Source organism: Klebsiella sp. Ech2A (assembly GCF_030078455.1).
GTDB classification, from domain to species: domain Bacteria; phylum Pseudomonadota; class Gammaproteobacteria; order Enterobacterales; family Enterobacteriaceae; genus Klebsiella; species Klebsiella terrigena.
Genome location: NZ_JAQGFU010000006.1, coordinates 1 through 19,258, shown reverse-complemented (window position 1 = coordinate 19,258; position 19,258 = coordinate 1). Strand labels below are relative to the sequence as shown.

Annotated in this window: 17 protein-coding genes and 3 tRNA genes; 10 read left to right on the top strand and 10 right to left on the bottom strand. The window is 59.6% G+C overall.

Annotation, left to right across the window (positions count from 1 at the left end):
• The first annotated feature begins 137 nt into the window (after positions 1-137).
• Entirely contained in the window at positions 138-455 is a 318-nt protein-coding gene (sugE, locus tag PFH44_RS02845; protein ID WP_041143694.1) for a quaternary ammonium compound efflux SMR transporter SugE, read from the top strand.
• On the opposite strand, the gene PFH44_RS02840 is transcribed toward sugE, so the two are convergent.
• The 5 genes from PFH44_RS02840 to frdA all read right to left on the bottom strand — a co-directional run bounded on the left by PFH44_RS02840 (position 452) and on the right by frdA (position 4,387).
• Positions 452-982, bottom strand: coding sequence for a lipocalin family protein (locus tag PFH44_RS02840; protein ID WP_283824236.1), 531 nt, complete (start codon positions 980-982; stop codon positions 452-454). The two genes, sugE and PFH44_RS02840, sit on opposite strands and share 4 nt — an antisense overlap.
• A gap of 111 nt (positions 983-1,093) precedes the next feature.
• Complete coding sequence (gene frdD / locus PFH44_RS02835; protein ID WP_045853378.1) at positions 1,094-1,453, bottom strand: fumarate reductase subunit FrdD; 360 nt, start codon at positions 1,451-1,453, stop codon at positions 1,094-1,096.
• A gap of 10 nt (positions 1,454-1,463) precedes the next feature.
• Positions 1,464-1,859 carry a fumarate reductase subunit FrdC gene (gene frdC / locus PFH44_RS02830; RefSeq protein WP_283824235.1) on the bottom strand — a complete coding sequence of 132 codons (396 nt, stop codon included), beginning with the start codon at positions 1,857-1,859 and terminating at the stop codon, positions 1,464-1,466.
• A gap of 10 nt (positions 1,860-1,869) precedes the next feature.
• Entirely contained in the window at positions 1,870-2,604 is a 735-nt protein-coding gene (gene frdB, locus PFH44_RS02825) for a fumarate reductase iron-sulfur protein (protein ID WP_045853376.1), read from the bottom strand.
• Positions 2,597-4,387 (bottom strand): fumarate reductase (quinol) flavoprotein subunit, encoded by a 1,791-nt coding sequence (frdA, locus tag PFH44_RS02820; protein ID WP_283824234.1) that lies wholly within the window; start codon positions 4,385-4,387, stop codon positions 2,597-2,599. The genes frdB and frdA overlap by 8 nt, the downstream gene beginning before the upstream one ends.
• Before the next feature lie 273 nt (positions 4,388-4,660).
• Between frdA and epmA the strand changes: the two genes are divergently transcribed.
• Positions 4,661-5,638, top strand: a complete 978-nt coding sequence (gene epmA / locus PFH44_RS02815; RefSeq protein ID WP_045853374.1) for an elongation factor P--(R)-beta-lysine ligase — start codon at positions 4,661-4,663, stop codon at positions 5,636-5,638.
• Positions 5,639-5,719: 81 nt separating this feature from the next.
• Here epmA and mscM read toward each other — a convergent pair whose 3' ends face one another.
• The 3 genes from mscM to rsgA form a co-directional block, all read right to left on the bottom strand.
• The gene (mscM, locus tag PFH44_RS02810; protein WP_045853373.1) at positions 5,720-9,046 is read right to left on the bottom strand and encodes a miniconductance mechanosensitive channel MscM; all 3,327 of its coding nucleotides are present in this window, start codon (positions 9,044-9,046) and stop codon (positions 5,720-5,722) included.
• 23 nt (positions 9,047-9,069) lie between these two features.
• Positions 9,070-9,996 carry an archaetidylserine decarboxylase gene (asd, locus tag PFH44_RS02805; RefSeq protein ID WP_283824233.1) on the bottom strand — a complete coding sequence of 309 codons (927 nt, stop codon included), beginning with the start codon at positions 9,994-9,996 and terminating at the stop codon, positions 9,070-9,072.
• A gap of 206 nt (positions 9,997-10,202) precedes the next feature.
• Entirely contained in the window at positions 10,203-11,264 is a 1,062-nt protein-coding gene (gene rsgA, locus PFH44_RS02800; protein WP_045853371.1) for a small ribosomal subunit biogenesis GTPase RsgA, read from the bottom strand.
• A 94-nt stretch (positions 11,265-11,358) separates the two neighbouring features.
• Here rsgA and orn point away from each other — a divergent pair, with 94 nt between their 5' ends.
• Entirely contained in the window at positions 11,359-11,904 is a 546-nt protein-coding gene (orn, locus tag PFH44_RS02795) for an oligoribonuclease (RefSeq protein WP_041143704.1), read from the top strand.
• Between the two features lie 52 nt (positions 11,905-11,956).
• Here the strand turns inward: orn and PFH44_RS02790 are convergent, their stop codons facing one another.
• Positions 11,957-12,688: a transporter substrate-binding domain-containing protein gene (locus PFH44_RS02790; RefSeq protein WP_133601097.1), complete on the bottom strand. Its 732-nt coding sequence runs from the start codon at positions 12,686-12,688 to the stop codon at positions 11,957-11,959.
• Between the two features lie 287 nt (positions 12,689-12,975).
• Between PFH44_RS02790 and PFH44_RS02785 the strand changes: the two genes are divergently transcribed.
• The 3 genes from PFH44_RS02785 to PFH44_RS02775 all read left to right on the top strand — a co-directional run bounded on the left by PFH44_RS02785 (position 12,976) and on the right by PFH44_RS02775 (position 13,312).
• A tRNA-Gly gene (locus tag PFH44_RS02785) sits at positions 12,976-13,051 on the top strand.
• 86 nt (positions 13,052-13,137) lie between these two features.
• A tRNA-Gly gene (locus PFH44_RS02780) sits at positions 13,138-13,213 on the top strand.
• Between the two features lie 23 nt (positions 13,214-13,236).
• Positions 13,237-13,312: transfer RNA gene (locus PFH44_RS02775), tRNA-Gly, on the top strand.
• Positions 13,313-13,583: 271 nt separating this feature from the next.
• Here the strand turns inward: PFH44_RS02775 and queG are convergent.
• Positions 13,584-14,723 (bottom strand): tRNA epoxyqueuosine(34) reductase QueG, encoded by a 1,140-nt coding sequence (queG, locus tag PFH44_RS02770; RefSeq protein ID WP_045853369.1) that lies wholly within the window; start codon positions 14,721-14,723, stop codon positions 13,584-13,586.
• Positions 14,724-14,736: 13 nt separating this feature from the next.
• Between queG and nnr the strand changes: the two genes are divergently transcribed.
• The 4 genes from nnr to mutL all read left to right on the top strand — a co-directional run.
• Positions 14,737-16,248, top strand: a complete 1,512-nt coding sequence (gene nnr / locus PFH44_RS02765; RefSeq protein WP_283824232.1) for a bifunctional ADP-dependent NAD(P)H-hydrate dehydratase/NAD(P)H-hydrate epimerase — start codon at positions 14,737-14,739, stop codon at positions 16,246-16,248.
• Positions 16,241-16,699, top strand: coding sequence for a tRNA (adenosine(37)-N6)-threonylcarbamoyltransferase complex ATPase subunit type 1 TsaE (tsaE, locus tag PFH44_RS02760; RefSeq protein WP_041143708.1), 459 nt, complete (start codon positions 16,241-16,243; stop codon positions 16,697-16,699). The genes nnr and tsaE overlap by 8 nt, the downstream gene beginning before the upstream one ends.
• An 11-nt stretch (positions 16,700-16,710) precedes the next feature.
• The gene (gene amiB, locus PFH44_RS02755) at positions 16,711-18,048 is read left to right on the top strand and encodes an N-acetylmuramoyl-L-alanine amidase AmiB (RefSeq protein WP_283824231.1); all 1,338 of its coding nucleotides are present in this window, start codon (positions 16,711-16,713) and stop codon (positions 18,046-18,048) included.
• A gap of 10 nt (positions 18,049-18,058) precedes the next feature.
• The coding region (gene mutL, locus PFH44_RS02750) for a DNA mismatch repair endonuclease MutL (RefSeq protein WP_283824230.1) at positions 18,059-19,258 on the top strand (1,200 nt) is incomplete at its 3' end.

Below are 19,258 nucleotides of genomic sequence, written 5' to 3'. Positions count from 1 at the left end.
CCTGACGGTACGGCTGACGGTCGTACCGTTCTTCCCATCTCTCGCGCCGTTGTTTATAATATCCGCGCTTTTTCACCCACCTTGCGGGACGACCCGTAAGCGTACCGCATCCGGGGACGGCCCCATCAAGGAGCCTTATGTCCTGGTTAATTTTGTTTATCGCCGGTCTGCTGGAAGTGGTCTGGGCGGTTGGTCTGAAGTACACCCACGGTTTTAGCCGCCTGATACCCAGCGCCATCACCATCGTGGCGATGGTGGTCAGCATGGCGCTGCTGTCATGGGCGATGAAAACCCTGCCGGTAGGCACCGCTTACGCGGTGTGGACGGGGATCGGCGCCGTCGGCGCGGCGATTGCCGGTATCGTCCTGCTGGGCGAGTCCGCCAGCCCGATGCGTATTGCCAGCCTGGCGTGCATCGTCATCGGTATTATCGGCCTCAAGCTCAGCACCCACTAATAGCGCTGGTTGACCCAGATAAGCTTGCTCACGTCGAAGCCCTGCCGGGAGGCGATATCCAGCATCTGCTGCTTCACTTCCGGCGCGATTTTCGGCGTGCGCGCCAGCAGCCAGAGATAATCCCGGTCCGGTCCGCACACCAGCGCGTAGCGATAATCTTTATCCAGCGCAATCACGTTGTAGCCGCCGTAGAAGGGGCCAAAAAAGGAGACTTTTAGCGCCGCCCGATTGGTCTCGCCGGTGAAGTAGGCCACGCCATCCGTTTTTTGCCACATCCCGCGATCGGGGTTATAGCCCTTATTGACGACGTTCAGTCCGCCGTCGTCGCGCAGGCTGTAGGTTGCGGTGACCTTTTCCAGGCCGCGCTCAAAGCTATGGTCGAAACGGGCGATTTCATACCAGGTGCCGAGATAGCTCTGGGTATCAAACGGGCTGATCACCGTCACGCCCTGCGGAGGCGTCGGGGTGCTACAGGCAACAACCAGAAACGAGGCGGCAACAGCGGCAATCATTGGCAGCAGACGCATACTATTTTCCTTACTGGTTTTTTGCTAAGTGTAGATTCTGGCGGGAAAAAAACGGGAAAATATTCTGCAAAAGAGAGCCCGGTAACACTCCGCTACCGGGCATCGGGAGGTTTAGATAAATAATACGCCGACCAGCGTGACCGCGCTCAGGATGGCGGCCAGGCCGTAGAACACCCACTTCCCGTTCGGGACGTGAATTTTCAGGTCGTGCATGGCGTGATGAATGCGGTGGAGCCCGCACCACAGCGGCAGGACGATCATCAGGAAGAGAAATGCCCGGCCAATAAAACTCTGGGCAAAGCCGAGCACGCGTTCGTAGCTGAAGGCGTCAGCGGGCGCCAGGCCCAGCGGCAGCAGGATACCGACCAGCAGTATCATCACCGGAGCAATAATGGCGCTCCACATGCCGCCGGCGCCAAACAGCCCCCAGAATACCGGTTCATCGGAACGTTTTGGGTTGGGATTGATCATTCCAGCCTCCTTACCAGAACAGGGCGATACACAGGATCACCACCGTTGCTACCGCAGTCACCGCCCATAGCCCTTTAATAACCGGCTCTGGCCCCATTTTCTCGCCTTTGACAATAATATTGGCGGCTTTCGGCGCCAGCTCAAACCAGGTTTTGGTGTGCAGCAGCGCTGCGCCGAGGGCGATCAGGTTGAGGATCACCACCACCGGATTTTGCAGAAAGCCAACGTATCCCGCCCAGCTTTCCGCCCCGTGCTTGAGGGAAAACAGGCCATAAATCAGGATGATGCTGAACCAGACTGCCGGTACCGCCGTTCCTTCACGCAGCATGTAGAAGCGATAAAACGGCAGCTTCTTCCACCAGGTGGACGTCATCGGCCGCACGTAGGGCTTGCGTTTAGTCGTCATAATGCACTCCTTAGCGTGGTTTCAGGGTGGCGATAAGAAAGTCTTTCGAGCTCTCTACCTTGCCCTGCTGAATGGCGGCCGCCGGGTCGACGTGCTTCGGACAGACTTCCGAGCAGTAGCCCACGAAGGTACAGGTCCAGACGCCATTCTGACCGTTAAGCTGCGCCATGCGCTCCTTTTTACCGTGGTCGCGGCTGTCCTCGTTGTAGCGATGGGCGAGGGTGATGGCCGCCGGGCCGATAAACTCAGGGTTAAGGCCAAACTGTGGACAGGCGGCGTAGCACAGGCCGCAGTTGATGCAGCCGGAGAACTGATGGTACTTCGCCATCTGCGCCGGAGTCTGCTTGTTTGGCCCCTGATCCGGGGTACGCGGGTTGCCGATAATATAGGGCTTAATCGCTTCCAGGCTCTCGATAAAGTGGGTCATATCGACCACCAGATCGCGCTCGATCGGGAAGTTAGCCAGCGCTTCGACCTTAATGCCTTTGGTGTATTCGCGCAGGAAGGTTTTACACGCCAGCTTCGGCACCTTGTTGACCATCATCCCGCAGGAGCCGCAAATCGCCATCCGGCAGGACCAGCGGTAGCTGAGATCCGCTGCGAGGTTGTCTTTGATATAGCCTAACGCGTCGAGCAGTGAGGTCTGCTCGTCGTAAGGAACCTCATAGAACGCGCTGTGCGGTGCGGTGTCCACTTCCGGGTTGTAGCGCACCACCTCGATTTTCAGGGTCTTCATCTCAGCCATTGCTCGTCTCCTTCTTCTCGGCTGCTTCCGCTTCTGCGCCGTATACGCGTTTTGCTGGCGGCAGAGTGGTGATCTTCACATCGCCATACTCAAGGCGCGTGGCGCCATCGGCATCGCGGAATGCGAGCGTATGCTTGAGGAAATTGACGTCGTCACGCTCGGTGCAGCCCTCATCCAGGCGCTGGTGCGCGCCGCGGGACTCTTTACGCGCAAGGGCAGAGTGAGCCATACATTCCGCCACGTTCAGGCCGTGACCCAGCTCGATGGTATACAGCAGGTCGGTATTGAAGACGCTGGAGCTGTCGGTAATGCGTACGCGCCTGAAGCGCTCCTGCAGCTCGGCCAGCTTATCGACGGTTTTCTGCATTAGCTCCGGCGTACGGTAGATCCCGCAGCCTTCTTCCATCGACATGCCCATCTCGTCGCGAATCTTCGCCCAGTTCTCATTGCCTTCCTGATTGATGAGGTCTTTCAGGCGTTTTTCGACGTCGGCGGTCTGCGCATCCAGCGCGCTCACGTTGGCTTCTTTAGCCTCCGCTGCCCGCCTGATGGCCTGCTCGCCGGCGAGGCGGCCAAAGACCACCAGCTCTGCCAGCGAGTTGGAGCCAAGGCGGTTGGCGCCGTGAAGGCCGACCGACGAGCATTCGCCCACGGCGAACAGCCCCTTGATGCGGGTTTCACAGCTCTGGTCGGTTTCGATGCCGCCCATGGTGTAGTGCGCGGTTGGGCGCACGGGAATGGGTTCTTTAACCGGATCAACGCCGACGTAGGCCTTCGCCAGTTCGCAGATAAACGGCAGACGCTCCAGCAGCTTTTTCTCACCTAAGTGGCGCAGGTCGAGATAAACCACGTCGCCGCGCGGCGTTGGAATAGTGTTGCCTTTACGCCATTCGTGCCAGAAGGCCTGGGAGACCTTATCGCGCGGGCCGAGCTCCATATATTTGTTTTTCGGCTCGCCGAGCGGCGTTTCCGGGCCCATGCCGTAATCCTGCAGGTAGCGGTAGCCGTCCTTGTTGACCAGAATACCGCCTTCGCCACGGCAGCCTTCCGTCATCAGAATACCGGAGCCGGGAAGGCCGGTCGGGTGATACTGCACGAACTCCATATCGCGCAGCGGAACGCCGTGGCTGAGCGCGATGCCCATCCCATCGCCGGTGACGATGCCGCCGTTGGTGTTGTAGCGATAGACGCGTCCTGCGCCGCCGGTGGCCATCACCACCGCGTTAGCGCGGATTTGTACCAGCGAGCCTTCCATCATATTCATCGCCACCAGGCCATGCACCTGACCATCGTCGACCAGAATATCGAGGACGAAATGCTCGTCGAAACGCTGGATTTGCGGGAACTGAAGGGAGGTCTGGAACAGAGTGTGCAGCATATGGAAGCCGGTTTTATCCGCGGCAAACCACGTGCGTTCGATCTTCATCCCGCCGAAGCGGCGGACGTTGACGCTCCCGTCCGGACGGCGGCTCCACGGGCATCCCCACTGTTCAAGCTGGGTCATTTCCTTCGGGCAATGATGGACGAAATAGTCGACGACATCCTGCTCACAAAGCCAGTCGCCGCCGGCGACGGTGTCGTGAAAATGGTACTCAAAGCTGTCATGATCCTGCGTCACGGCGGCGGAGCCACCTTCCGCCGCAACCGTGTGGCTGCGCATAGGATAGACTTTTGAAATCAGTGCGATTTTGGCATTTGGATTAGCCTGCGCTGCGGCGATTGCAGCGCGAAGACCCGCTCCGCCAGCGCCAATTACGGCAAGATCGGCTTGAAAAGTTTGCACGACATTCCTCCAGTTTTTGTTTATTTCGCCGCCGGGCTGGCGAAAATGTGTCACCTCTCCTTTATAGGTAAAGAAGTATAGCCCTATGGTCGATAGGGAAAATTGACGTGTTCGATTTTTTTATCGATATGTGCGGTGATTTATCAGCGCTTTTTATGCGTCCCAATGGTTAATAAATTTTCGGTATGGGTTAGGGCCCGCGGGCACAAAATTTGTCTCACTCGCCGGTTACGAGTAGACTTCGTGCCCTTGTATGAAATCGGAGAAAGTACCATGAGTGAAACGGCAACCTGGCAGCCGAGCGCATCGATCCCAAACCTGTTAAAACGCGCGGCTGTGATGGCGGAAATTCGTCGTTTCTTTACCGACCGCGGCGTGCTGGAGGTGGAGACGCCCTGCATGAGTCAGGCAACGGTAACGGATATTCACCTGTTTCCGTTCCAGACCCGTTTCGTCGGCCCCGGCTACTCTCAGGGGATGGATCTCTATCTGATGACCAGCCCGGAATACCATATGAAGCGGCTGCTGGCCGCGGGCTGTGGCCCGGTATTCCAGCTGTGCCGCAGCTTCCGCAATGAAGAGATGGGGCGTCACCACAACCCGGAATTCACCATGCTGGAGTGGTATCGTCCGTGCTATGACATGTATCGTCTGATTAACGAGGTCGATGATTTACTGCAGCAGGTGCTGGAGTGCCAGCCGGCGGAAAGCCTCTCCTATCAGCAGGCGTTCCTGCGCCATCTTGAGCTCGATCCGCTGTCGGCCGATAAGACGCAGCTGCGCGAAGCGGCGGCGAAGCTCGACCTGAGCAATATCGCCGATACGGAAGAGGATAAGGATACGCTGCTGCAGCTGCTGTTTACCATGGGCGTCGAGCCGCATATCGGCAAGGACCGTCCGACCTTTATCTACCACTTCCCGGCAAGCCAGGCGTCGCTGGCGCAGATCAGCACCGAAGATCACCGCGTTGCGGAGCGCTTTGAGGTCTATTACAAGGGAATTGAGCTGGCGAACGGCTTCCACGAGCTGACCGACGCCCGCGAACAGCAGCAGCGTTTCGAGCAGGATAACCGCAAGCGTGCGGCCCGCGGCCTGCCGCAGCAGCCGATTGACGGCAATCTGCTGGAAGCCCTGAAGGCGGGCCTCCCGGACTGCTCCGGCGTGGCGCTGGGCGTCGATCGCGTGGTGATGCTGGCGCTGGGTGCCGAAAGCATCGGCGAGGTGATCGCCTTTACCGTCGATCGCGCCTGACCGGCCGAATACCTCTCCCTGGCCGCCCAGGGCCAGCGCGCAGACCTGACCCGGCGCATGAGCCGCCTGCCAGGGCTGAACCTACAGGCTGCCCGCCGTTCGGCTGGATTTCCCGGCTGAGGTCATCGCTCTGCTGCTCTTCCTGCCGTCAATGCTCTCCAGACGCATCTGGAACGGCGGGAACGGCATATCGATACCGTGTTCGCGATAGCCTGCCAGAATCAGCTTATGGATCTCGTGGCGCAGCGGCATGCGGTGACCCATCTCGGCGGCGTAAATACGCAGCTCGAAAATCTGAATCCCCTGCTGCAGATCGACGAGGAAGGCCTCCGGCGCCGGCGTATCGATAACCAGCGAACAGCGGTGGGCGGCGCTAATCAGGATCTGCGTGACCTCTTCGGTATTCGCATCCGCCGGGGCCGGCACCGTCAGCACCACGCGGGTGACGGAGTCAGACAGCGACCAGTTGATAAACTGCTCGGTGATGAACGCCTTATTCGGCACGATAATCTCTTTCCGGTCCCAGTCGCTGATGGTCGTGGCGCGGGTGTTGATGCGGGTGATGCTGCCGGTCAGATCGCGGATGGTCACCGTATCGCCAATACGTATCGGCTTTTCAAAGAGAATAATCAGGCCCGAGATAAAGTTGGCAAAGATCTCCTGCAGGCCAAAACCGAGGCCGACGCCGAGAGCCGCGACCAGCCACTGCAGCTTCGCCCACTCAATGCCAATCATCGAGAAGCCCACCAGGCCGCCAATCAGCATCAGCAGGTATTTGGTAATGGTGGTGATCGCGTAGCCGGTGCCCGGCGTGAGGTCCAGGTGTTGCAGAATCGCCAGCTCCAGCAGGGCGGGGAGGTTGCGCACCAGCTGGGTGGTGATAATCAGCACCAGAATCGCGATCAGCACCGCCCCAAGCGTAATCGGCTCGATGCTTTCAACGCCCTGTACCGTTGAGGTCGCGTCCCACAGCGAGATATTCTCGAGGAAGCCAAACGCCGAATGGATTTCTGACCACAGGACGATCACCGAGACCAGGGCGATCAGCATCAGCAGCGAGCGTACCAGCCGCAGCGAGCGGATACTGATCGCATCGAGATCGATTTCACTGACTTCGATTTCCGCAGACCCTTCCGGGCTGCTGGAGTGCGCGGCCTCGTCTTCGCCGCGCGCGCGTTGGGCGAGGATTTCCGCCCGGCGATGCTTGGCGCGATCGAAGGCCAGCCGGCGGCGCTGGATCAGCATCCAGCGGCGGATGATGTGATAGACCACGAGCAGCAGGAACCAGATCGCCACCGACGTTTCCAGCCTGGCCAGCAGCGCCTGGGCGGTGGCCAGGTAGCCAATGGCCGCCGCCAGCATGGCAATCAGCGGCGCGCCCAGCAGCAGGTTCCACAGCATGCGGTTAACCATATTATCGCCGCTTCCCGACTTATCGAGATACAGCGGAATACCGGCATGCTTGAGGCTCAGGGTGACCAGCGCCAGCGCCCCGCAAATCAGCAGGAAGCACAGGCGGCCGAGGGAGGCCGAGAACTCACGGTCGTTGAGGTTATCGAACATGATCAGCGCGATAATCAGCGGGACGATCAGCCCGATGCTCATCAGGTAGTAGCGCATGGCCTTGGTGACCCGGCTACGCGGCCAGCCGAAGTGGGCGATAAACAGGCCGTTCGGACGCGCAAAGGTCGCACAAACCATCACCACCCACAGCAGCGGCACCGTGGCGGTGACGCTTTCGCCGATGGCGACCGCCAGCGGGAAGGGCCAGGCGGACTGCAGGCCATAGCCGAGCGTCATCCACAATACCGGCAGCGGCGAGGCCACCAGAATCGACCAGAACACGGTGCGCAGGGTGAGCCAGAAATGGTCCTGGGTCACTTTGCCCACGCGGGCGCTGGAACGCTCAAGGAAGTGGGTGAAGTGGCGACGCGAGCTGATGCTGAAACCGACCAGAATCAGCGCGCCAAACAGCGGCAGCAGCGTCTCCTTGCTGGTTAACATCATCGCGCTGGCTTTGCCCAGCTGGCTGACGGTATCGAGAGAGACCAGGCGGCGCAGATCGTGAGCAATTTCCAGCGGCCATGAAAAACTGATAGGGCTGACGTCCGAGGTCCAGAACAGATAGCGGTGGGTCGCTTCGTTCATCTCTTTCAGGGCGTCCTCAAGCTGACCGTTGGCCACCTTGAGCTTGGTCAGCTCCAGAATCAGCGTATCGCCGCCCTGCAGCAGCGAGTTGAGCAGCTCGCTTTGCGTGCGCAGCTGCGCCTCAAGAATGCGATTCTGCTCGCTGGTCAGCTCCTGGCCGTCGGCCTGGCGCAGCTGGCGGAGCTGCGTCTGGCTGCCGAGCAGGTCCTCAAAGCGCAGCCGCTGCACCCGCAGCTGGGCCATCTCGGTATCCAGCTGCTGGGGTTTTGGCGTCTCCGGCAGGCGGGCGACCTGGGCGCGTAGCGCTTCGCCCAGCAGGCTGGAAGCGCCCAGCCACTGCGACTGCTCGCGTAGCGTATTGAGCGCCTGGCGCACCTGGAGCGTCTGGTTGGAGGCCTGACGCTGCTGGGAAGCCACCAGGTCCATGCGCTGGGCCTGCTGGTTGAGGGCCTGCGACAGCTCGCGGTTAACTTTAAACTGGGCCACCAGCTCCGGCGGCAGGTTTTCGCTGTTCTCCGCCAGCAGCTCGGTGCTTTCCAGCGCCTTTTCGGCTTCGCGCTGGCGCTGGCTATTGAGCTGATTACGCAAGGCCTGCAGGTAGCCGTCGAGCAGTTTGCTCTGCTTTTGCGCCAGATCGGCGCGCATGCGCGACAGCTCCTGGCGATTGTTGGCGGAGAGCTGCGCCAGATCCAGCTCGTTGACCAGCGCCTTCAGGCGCGCGGATTCCGCCTGCAGGCTGAGATTTTGCGCCTGCGCCAGCGGCGTATTGCTGGTCTGGGTGCCCACGCGGCGCTCAACCTCGTTCAGCTGACGGCGGGCGTCGGTTTGCTGCTGGGGAAGCTGGTTTAGCGAATCGGCGATATCGCGGGCGCGCTCCTGCTCCTGCTGGGCCTGACGGCTGGCTTCGAGCAGCTGGCTGCTGACCTGCAGGATTTCCTGATTCAGGGCGTCGGTGGAGAGCGTCGTAGATACCTGGCGCGGTTCATCGGCCAGGTTGTTGATCTGCGAGCGCAGGGTCTGGAACAGCTTGGGGAAGTTATCGATAACCTGCTGGTACTGGCGCGTACGCTCGAGGGAGGCGCTACGCTCCTCGAGCGCGTTCAGCGCGGACTGCAGCGCTTCAACGGTACCAGGCTGGGCGGGTTTTGCCGCCTTCGCCTGTTCCAGTTCCTGAGCTATCTGTTTAGCGTCGGGGGCTGTCGCTGCGTACGCCCCCAGACTGAGGCTCCAGGCCAGCAGGAAAATATATATCAGGCGCACGGCATAACCCTTTTTGTCAGCTATTAACCTTCGTCTTGCGAATCGTCGCCCAGAATGCTGGCGGCGCCTTCGGTCGTGGACATGGTCTCAACGGCGGTCGCCAGCGGCTGACCAAGCTTAGTGACGGAAAGGTTCTGCAGCTGCTCGAGCAGCTTAACCTTGCCCGGCGCAAACAGGTTGATCACCGTCGAACCGAGCTTGAAGCGACCCATCTCCTGGCCTTTCAGCAGGGCAATGGCGCCTTCATCGTCTCCCGCCGGCCAGGTCCAGCGCTTAATCACGCCTTCACGCGGCGGAGTCACGGTACCGGACCAGACGGTTTCAATGCTGCCAACGATGGTCGCACCGACCAGAATTTGCGCCATTGGGCCAAATTCAGTATCGAACAGGCAGATGACGCGCTCGTTGCGGGCGAACAGATTCGGCACGTTCTGCGCGGTCAGGTGGTTAACGGAGAACAGATCGCCCGGAACGTAGATCATTTCGCGCAGAATACCGTTGCACGGCATGTGGACGCGGTGGTAGTCACGCGGCGACAGATAGGTGGTGGCGAAGTTGCCGTTGCGGAACAGCTCTGCCATCTGGTAGTTGCCGGCCAGCAGCGCTTCCAGGGTGTAGTTGTGGCCTTTGGCCTGCAGGATTTTATCGTCTTCGATAGCGCCCAGCTGGCTAATGGCGCCGTCGGCAGGCATAACCAGCACGTTCGGATCGGTGTTCAGCGGACGCGCTTCATCACGCAGCGGGCGCACAAAGAAATCGTTAAAGGTGCGGTAGCTGGCGGTATCAGGCTTCTGCGCCTCTTTCATATCGACCTTGTAGCACTTCACGAACAGGTCGATGACCAGCTTCGTCAGCCAACCCGCTCGTTTGCTCGCACCCCAGCCTGCGAGGCGGGTCAGCCACAGTTTAGGCAGAATGTATTGCAGCGAAAGTTTCAGATCGTTTAACAAGGTAGCCTCCAGGCCATTATTTATCGTTCCTGACCCCCGCAACGCGTCGGGGATCTGAAAAAAGGGTCGATTCTATACGTAAACTCATCCGGGTTGCATTGCGGCGGCCGGTCTGCGAATCCCCGGCAGCATAGCCGGGGAGACGGGCGCCGCCAGCGCAGAGGCAGCCTGAAGGATGAAGCGTATAGCGATGCTCAGCTTAAATGTCAGTCATCGGATGATGAAAAGCTTTTACGCGTTTTTACCTGCACTTCGTTCATGCTTTCCAGAATGCGGTGGTAGTTTTCAAAACGGCGCTCGTTGATGCTGCCGTTTTCAACTGCTTCGCGAATCGCGCAGCCCGGATCGGTATCATGCTTGCAGTCGCGGTATTTGCAACGGCCTAAATAATCGTGAAATTCGACAAAACCGTGGGTGATTTGTTCCGCATCAAGGTGCCACAGGCCAAATTCGCGCACGCCGGGGGAGTCGATCACGTCGCCGCCGTGCGGGAAGTGGTAGAGGCGCGCGGCGGTGGTGGTGTGCTGGCCGAGGCCCGAGTTGTCAGAGACGTCGTTGGTCAGGATCAGATCGTCGCCGAGGCCCAGCAGCGCGTTCAGTAGGCTGGATTTACCCACCCCTGACTGCCCGGCAAAGATGCTGATGCGGCCGGTGAGTGCCTCTTCAAGCGGCTTCAGCCCGTCCTGGGTCCGGCTCGATACCATCAGCACGGGATAGCCAATTTTGCGGTAGATGTCCATCTGCTCGTTGACGAACGCCAGGGCGTCCTCGTCCAGCAGGTCAATCTTGTTGAGCACAATCAGCGGCTCGACGTCCAGCGCTTCGCTCGCCACCAGATAGCGGTCAATAATGTTTAACGACAGCTCCGGTAAGATCGCGGAAACAATGACTATCTGATCGATGTTGGCGGCGATGGGCTTCACGCCATCATAGAAATCCGGACGCGTCAGGACCGAGGTCCGCTCGTGCACGGCCTCAACGATACCTTTTACTCTAACGCCGTCAGCGGCATCTTTGCCCGGGCGCCAGACCACGCGGTCGCCGGTGACCAGCGAACGGATCGTCCGGCGAATGTTGCAGCGGTGAACGCCACCGTCAACGGATTCAACGTCGGCATGCATACCGAAGCGGCTGATGACGACGCCTTCGGAGGTCTCGCCAAACAGATTGTCATCGTAGTCGGCCTTCTCCGAAGTCGTTTTCAGGCGGCGCTGGTGGTTGGCCTTCACGCGGCGCTGTTGGCCTTTGGAGAGTTTATTTTTACTCAATCGAACTGGCTCCTGGTCGCCCTGTAGGGGCAAAACCTCTATGATACACGCTATTTTAGATGAATATAGTCACGCAAGAAGGGTGGAAAATAGCATGAGTGCAGATGAAAACAACCTGATTTGGATCGATCTTGAAATGACGGGGCTGGATCCGGAGCGCGATCGCATTATCGAAATCGCCACCCTGGTGACCGATGCAAACCTGAACATTCTGGCGGAAGGGCCGACCATTGCGGTACACCAGTCTGACGCGCAGCTGGCGCTGATGGACGAGTGGAACGTGCGCACCCATACCGGCAGCGGGCTGGTAGAGCGCGTCAAGGCCAGCACCCAGGGCGATCGCGAGGCCGAGCTGGCGACTATCGAATTCCTCAAGCAGTGGGTCCCTGCGGGTAAATCGCCGATTTGCGGCAACAGCATTGGTCAGGACCGCCGCTTTCTCTTTAAGTACATGCCCGAGCTGGAAGCGTACTTTCACTACCGCTACCTCGACGTCAGCACCCTAAAAGAGCTGGCGCGCCGCTGGAAGCCGGAAATCCTCGATGGCTTTAAAAAGCAGGGCACCCATCAGGCGATGGATGACATTCGCGAATCGGTGGCGGAGCTGTCCTACTACCGCGAGCACTTTATCAAGCTGTAACGTTAAGCTCTAACCTTGCCGCCGGGGCCACCGGGCCCGGCGACAGGCCCGGCTATTTAAACCACTTCAGCTCCATTTGCCCGAATTCAGGGGAGGCCTTGACGACCTCCAGCGCGGCGTTCAGCGCGTTGAGCAGTTCCGGGTCATCCTGGCGCACCGCGATTGCCAGCTGCTTACCATAATATTTGGCGTCGGTTGCCTGCTCGTCGATGATGGCGTAGTCAGGATTCTCCTGCAGCCACGTCTCGGCGTCGGCGCGGTCGCTCATTACCCCGTTAACGCTCCCCTCTTTCAGCGCGCTGAACGCGGCTGCATTGCTCTCGTAAGCGACGACGTTCACCTGTTTTTGCTTATCGTGCAGGTAGCGCTGATGAATGCTGCCTTTAGCGACGCCGATCTTTTGACCCTTCAGGTCAGCAAAACCCTGGGCGCTATTCTTAGCGCTGACAACCACGCCGGAGAGCTGCTGGCGATAGGGCTGAGTGAAGGCGACCCGCCTTTCGCGCATCGGGACGATCTCAATGCCGGCGATGATGGCGTCGAATTTCTTAAAGCGCAGCGCCGGGATGAGGGTATCGAAGCTTTGCGGCGTAAACGTGCACTCGGCCTGCATCTGTTTACAGAGCGCCCGGGCAAGATCGATATCAAAACCGGCCGGCTGGTTTTTCGCGTTGACGGTTTCAAAGGGCGGATTGGCCGTCGTAGTGCCAAAATGCAGCGTCGTTGCCGATGCCGTTCCCATAGCTAGCGCGATCAGCAGCAGGACGGAGAGCGTATTTTTCATTTTAATTTCCCTGTTTGTCATTGTTGTTGACCGTCTATGGGGTGATCATACCCGCAGAGCGGGGCGATTTTGCGCCTTTAACAAGGTCGGAAAAAGTTATTTTGCCTTATGCGCTGCTTATTTATACAATTCAGGACGCTATCTGGCGATAAAATGTCCATTCAGACAAAAATAGAAAAAAAGTGCTCGCAGGGGGGTTGCAGCTAAATCGAATTCTCGTATAATGCGCCTCCCGTGACGAAGCAGAAATGCAAATCACGACGCCATAGAAATATGGCAAGAAGTACGCGGGAATAGCTCAGTTGGTAGAGCACGACCTTGCCAAGGTCGGGGTCGCGAGTTCGAGTCTCGTTTCCCGCTCCAAAATTTGAAAGGCACTATCCTAATCACAGGATTTCGGCTTGCGGTAAAGCTACTCAGGTAGCGGCAGGTTGAAAGACGAAGATTAAGCGGGAATAGCTCAGTTGGTAGAGCACGACCTTGCCAAGGTCGGGGTCGCGAGTTCGAGTCTCGTTTCCCGCTCCAAATTTGATAGTTACCACACCCAAGCGGGAATAGCTCAGTTGGTAGAGCACGACCTTGCCAAGGTCGGGGTCGCGAGTTCGAGTCTCGTTTCCCGCTCCAAATTTCTTCCTCATGCTCAATTTATCCACAGTGCAATAGCGCGCCGGGGATGCCTTCCGTTGAATACCGGAAAATACTGTGAACAGAGTTATCCACAGGTTAAATGCAAACGACGCGTTGCGGAAAAACTTCAACTTTTGAATAGTATCAATCCATCTCATTGAAATTTAACAATAAAATTTCATTTCAAAGTGTTAATACGATCACTTGACGTTCGTGTGCATGTTGAAACGCAATGTGTTTTTGTTTTTATTCACAGCCTGTGAATGAATCAGGCGTCTCGCGGAAGACCTTTTTCGACCACCCTGACCAGCCGCTGTTTCTTCGGCAGCTGCACGTCAACCGCGCCGGCGCTGCGCCTGGCGATTTGCTGATCTATTGCCCACTCGATATGCTCATCGAGAAGCGGATGCTCGCCCCGACGGCTTTCCAGCGCCTTAAGATGCGCTTCATCCCATGGCGCATTTCCCAGCGCCACGGCAATATTGCGTAGCCAGCGCAGATGACCGATGCGGCGAATTGCCGATCCTTCGGTCACCTTCAGAAAATGACTCTCACTCCAGGCAAACAGCTCCACCAGCGGCGGCGCATGCAGCGCTTTGCGCGGGCTGAAATCCTCTTCATCGGTAAGCTGGGAAAAGCGGTTCCACGGGCAAATCAGCTGGCAGTCGTCGCAGCCGTAAATGCGGTTGCCGATCAGCGGGCGGAACTCGGTGGGGATCGCGCCTTCCAGCTCAATGGTCAAATAGGAGATGCAGCGGCGGGCGTCGACGGTATAGGGCTCGACGATGGCGCCGGTCGGGCAGATCGTCATGCAGGCGACGCAGCGCCCGCACTCTTCGGCGACCGGCCGATCGACGGGCAGGGGAATATCCACCAGCAGCTCGCCGAGGAAAAAGAACGACCCGGCGTCGCGGTTAATAATCAGCGAGTGCTTGCCCGTCCAGCCAAGACCCGCTTTTTCCGCCAAAGGACGCTCCAGAACAGGCGCGGAATCGACAAACGGTCTAAAATTGAGCGAAGCACACTGTTCCTGAATCATCTCACCGAGTTTTTTCAGGCGGTTACGTAGCAGCTTATGATAATCACGCCCAAGGGCATAACGGCTGACGTAGCCAAGCGCGGGATCTTTCAGGGTGCGGGCAAAAGCGGCATTCGCGGGCAGGTAGTTCATCCGTACGCTGATGACGCGTAACGTACCGGGAAGAAGCTCATGAGGGCGCGCGCGCATCATGCCGTGGCGCGCCATCCACTCCATCTCTCCGTGGTACTGTTTGTCCAGCCATGCCTGCAGTTTGGGTTCGCTGACGCTGAGATCGGTATCGGTGATACCCACCTGCTGGAACCCGAGTTCAGTGCCCCATTGCTTGATTTGTTGCGCTAACTTATTGAGATCGAGGGGCTGTAACATGATGGACCATACAATGACGAAAAACCCTGTCAGTATACCACACTTCATCTGCCCTGCAGAGGCGCTCCGGCGGGTCGAAAAAGAGGCTGCCGATAGCCTCGGGCTGACCCTGTTTGAGCTCATGCGCCGGGCCGGCGAAGCGGCTTTCCAGCTGGCGCGCAGCCGCTACCCTGCCAGCCAGAACTGGCTGATTCTTTGCGGCCACGGCAACAACGGCGGCGACGGCTACGTCGTTGCGCGCCTGGCGCAGGCTGAAGGAATTGAGGTGACGCTGCTGGCGCTGGAGAGCGAGAAGCCGCTGCCGGAGGAGGCGCACGCCGCACGCGAAGAGTGGCTCAACGCCGGCGGGACGATCCACGCGGCGGATATCGCCTGGCCGGAAGCGATCTCGCTGATTATTGACGGACTGCTGGGCACCGGACTGCGCAGCGCTCCGCGCAGGCCTGCCGCCGAGCTTATCGCGCGCGCCAATGCGCATCCGGCGCCGATAGTCGCGCTGGATATCCCCTCCGGGCTCAACGCGCAGACCGGAGCCACACCGGGGGAGGTCGTCCATGCGGCCCACACGCTAACCTTTATCGCCCTCAAGCCGGGGCTGCTGACCGGTAAAGCCCGCGACGTGGTGGGTCAGCTGCACTACCACTCCCTGGGCCTCGACGGCTGGCTTGCCGGACAAACCTTCCCCCTGGCACGCTTTGACGCCTCGCAGCTGGCGGGCTGGCTGCCGCCGCGCCGCGCGACCTCCCATAAAGGCGATCACGGCAGGCTGGCGATCGTGGGTGGCGACCGCGGCACCGCTGGCGCCATCAGGATGGCAGGAGAAGCGGCGCTGCGGGCGGGAGCGGGGCTCGTGCGGGTGTTGACCCATCCGGAAAATATTGCGCCGATTATTACCGCCAGGCCGGAACTGATGGTGGATGCGCTCACGCCGCAGAGCCTCGATGACAGTCTGCAGTGGGCTGATGTGGTGGCGATCGGTCCGGGACTCGGCCAGAGCGAATGGGCGACGCGGGCGCTACGCCAGCTGGAGAGCTTTGCGAAACCGATGGTGTGGGATGCGGATGCGTTGAACCTGCTGGCAATCAATGCCGATAAACGTCACAATCGCGTGCTGACGCCACACCCCGGCGAAGCCGCCCGTCTGCTTGACTGCAGCGTGGCAGAAATTGAAAGCGATCGCTTACATTCTGCTCAACGTCTGGTAAAACGTTATGGTGGCGTGGTCGTGCTGAAAGGCGCGGGGACGGTGGTGGCCAGTGAAGCAGGCGAGATGGGTATTATCGATGCCGGCAATGCCGGTATGGCCAGCGGCGGAATGGGCGATGTGCTCACCGGTATTATTGCCGCTCTGTTAGGGCAAAAGCTGACGCCGTATGATGCTGCCTGCGCCGGTTGCGTGGCGCACGGCGAAGCCGCAGACCGACTGGCTGCCAGAGATGGCACTCGTGGGATGCTGGCGACCGATCTTTTTTCCACGCTCAGGCGTGTTGTTAACCCGGATGTGATTGACGTAGACCATGATTAACCGAGTGATTCCTTTACCCGACGAGCAGGCAACCCTGGACCTTGGCAACCGTATTGCACGGCTCTGTACGGGCGCCACGGTCATCTATCTGTATGGCGATTTAGGCGCGGGTAAAACGACCTTCAGCCGCGGCTTTTTACACGCACTCGGCCACCGCGGGAATGTCAAAAGCCCTACCTATACGCTGGTGGAGCCGTACACCCTCGAAAACCTGATGGTGTATCACTTTGATCTCTACCGCCTGGCGGACCCCGAAGAGCTCGAGTTTATGGGGATCCGTGACTATTTTACTGACGATGCTATCTGCCTGGTTGAATGGCCGCAGCAGGGCGCGGGCGTGCTGCCCGAGCCGGATGTCGAAATTCATCTTGAGTATCAGGCACAAGGGCGTGAGGCGCGCGTAACGGCAGTCTCCTCATTGGGTGAGTCTTTACTGGCGCGTTTAGCCTGAAGGATCGCGGGATGAAATATCGCATAACCCCTTGGCTGGCCGCTGCGCTGATGCTGTTTAGCATGCAGACCTTTGCGGCAAGTTTATCCGATATCCAGGTCTCTAACGGAGATCGGCAGGCCCGTATTACCATTAGCTTTATCGGCGATCCTGAATATTCCTTTAGCCCGCAGGGCAAACGCACGGTGGCGCTGGATATCAAGCAGACCGGCACCCTGCAGGGATTACCGCTGCTGTTTAGCGGCAGCAACCTGGTGAAAAGCATTCGCGCGGGCGCCGCGCAGGATACCCAGTCTCTGCGCCTGCTGGTGGACCTGACGGAAGACGGTAAAACCCGCGCGGTGAAGCAGCAAAACGGCTCTAATTATACCGTGGTGTTCACGATTAACGCCGACGTTCCGCCGCCCCCTCCACCGCCTCCGGCGGTCGTGAAGCGGGTGGAAACGTCGACGATCGCCCCACGTCCGGTGCCGGTGGCGCCGGCGCGCAACCCGTTTAAGTCATCGGGTAACGAACGGCAAACGGCGATGACCGAGAGCCATCCCGTGACGCGCCCGGCCGCGCGCGCGGTGGCGACGGACGATAAGGTCATTATTGCGATCGATGCCGGCCACGGCGGCCAGGATCCCGGCGCGATCGGCCCGGACGGCACCAAAGAGAAGAACGTGACCATCTCTATTGCCCGCAAGCTGCGTACGTTGCTGAACGCCGACCCGATGTTCAGGCCGGTCATGACCCGCGACGGCGACTACTTTATTTCGGTGATGGGCCGTTCTGACGTCGCCCGTAAGCAGAATGCCAACTTCCTGGTGTCGATTCACGCCGATGCGGCGCCGAACCGTGACGCTACCGGCGCGTCGGTATGGGTGCTGTCCAACCGCCGCGCCAATAGCGAAATGGCGGGCTGGCTCGAGCAGCATGAGAAGCAGTCCGAGCTGCTCGGCGGCGCGGGCGACGTGCTGGCGAACAGCCAGTCGGATCCCTACCTGAGCCAGGCGGTACTGGATTTACAGTTCGGCCATTCCCAGCGCGTCGGGTATGATGTGGCGACTAACGTATTGAGCCAGCTGCAGCGGGTCGGCGATCTCCACAAGCGCCGTCCGGAACACGCCAGCCTCGGCGTGCTGCGTTCGCCGGATATTCCGTCGATCCTCGTCGAAACCGGCTTTATCAGCAACACCGGCGAAGAGCGGCTGCTGGCCAGCGACAACTATCAGCAGCAGCTTGCCGAAGCAATTTATAACGGTCTGCGTAATTACTTTATGCAGCACCCGCTGCAATCAGCCCCGCGCGGCGAGTCCGCACAAACGGCCAGCGCCGCGTCGCCTGGCAGGACGTTGATAAATTAAGGAGTCAGTCATGCCGATTCAGGTTCTGCCGCCGCAGCTCGCCAACCAGATTGCCGCAGGTGAGGTGGTGGAACGTCCGGCGTCGGTGGTTAAGGAGCTGGTCGAAAACAGCCTTGATGCCGGCGCGACCCGAATTGATATTGATATCGAACGCGGCGGCGCGAAGCTTATCCGCATTCGGGACAACGGCTGCGGCATCAAAAAGGACGAGCTGGCGCTGGCGCTGGCTCGCCACGCCACCAGTAAAATTGCCTCCCTCGACGATCTGGAAGCCATCATCAGCCTCGGCTTTCGCGGGGAAGCGCTGGCCAGCATCAGCTCGGTGGCGCGGCTGACCCTCACCTCCCGCACGGCGGAGCAGCAGGAGGCCTGGCAGGCCTACGCCGAAGGGCGCGATCAGGATGTGACCGTCAAGCCGGCGGCGCACCCGGTCGGCACCACGCTGGAAGTGCTGGATCTGTTCTATAACACCCCGGCACGCCGCAAGTTTATGCGTACCGAAAAGACGGAATTCAACCACATCGATGAAATCGTCCGCCGCATCGCGCTGGCGCGTTTCGACGTCACGATTAATCTCAGCCATAACGGCAAGGCGATGCGCCAGTATCGCGCCGTACCCGCGGGCGGACAGCGCGAGCGGCGGCTGGGGGCTATCTGCGGTACGCCGTTCCTCGAGCAGGCGCTGGCGATTGAGTGGCAGCACGGCGATCTGACCCTCAGCGGCTGGGTGGCCGATCCGCTGCACACCAATCCGGCGCTGGCGGAGATCCAGTACTGCTACGTCAACGGCCGTATGATGCGCGATCGGCTGATCAACCACGCTATTCGCCAGGCCTGTGAAGATAAGCTCGGGGCCGATCAGCAGCCGGCTTTTGTCCTGTACCTTGAGATTGACCCGCACCAGGTGGATGTCAACGTCCATCCGGCGAAGCACGAAGTGCGTTTTCACCAGTCCCGGCTGGTCCATGATTTTATCTATCAAGGGGTGCTCAGCGTCCTCCAGCAGCAGCTCAGCGCGCCGCTGGCGGAAGAGGGTGAGGAGCCGCCGCGTCTGCAGATTCCGGAGAATCGGATCGCGGCCGGCGCTAACCATTTTGCACAGCCGATCCCCGCGCGTGAGCCAGCCGCCGCGCGCTACGGCCGCGAAACGCCGCGCGAGCCTTCCAGCTCGTCCGGCGGAGCCGGCGCCGGCTGGCCGCATGTTCAGCCG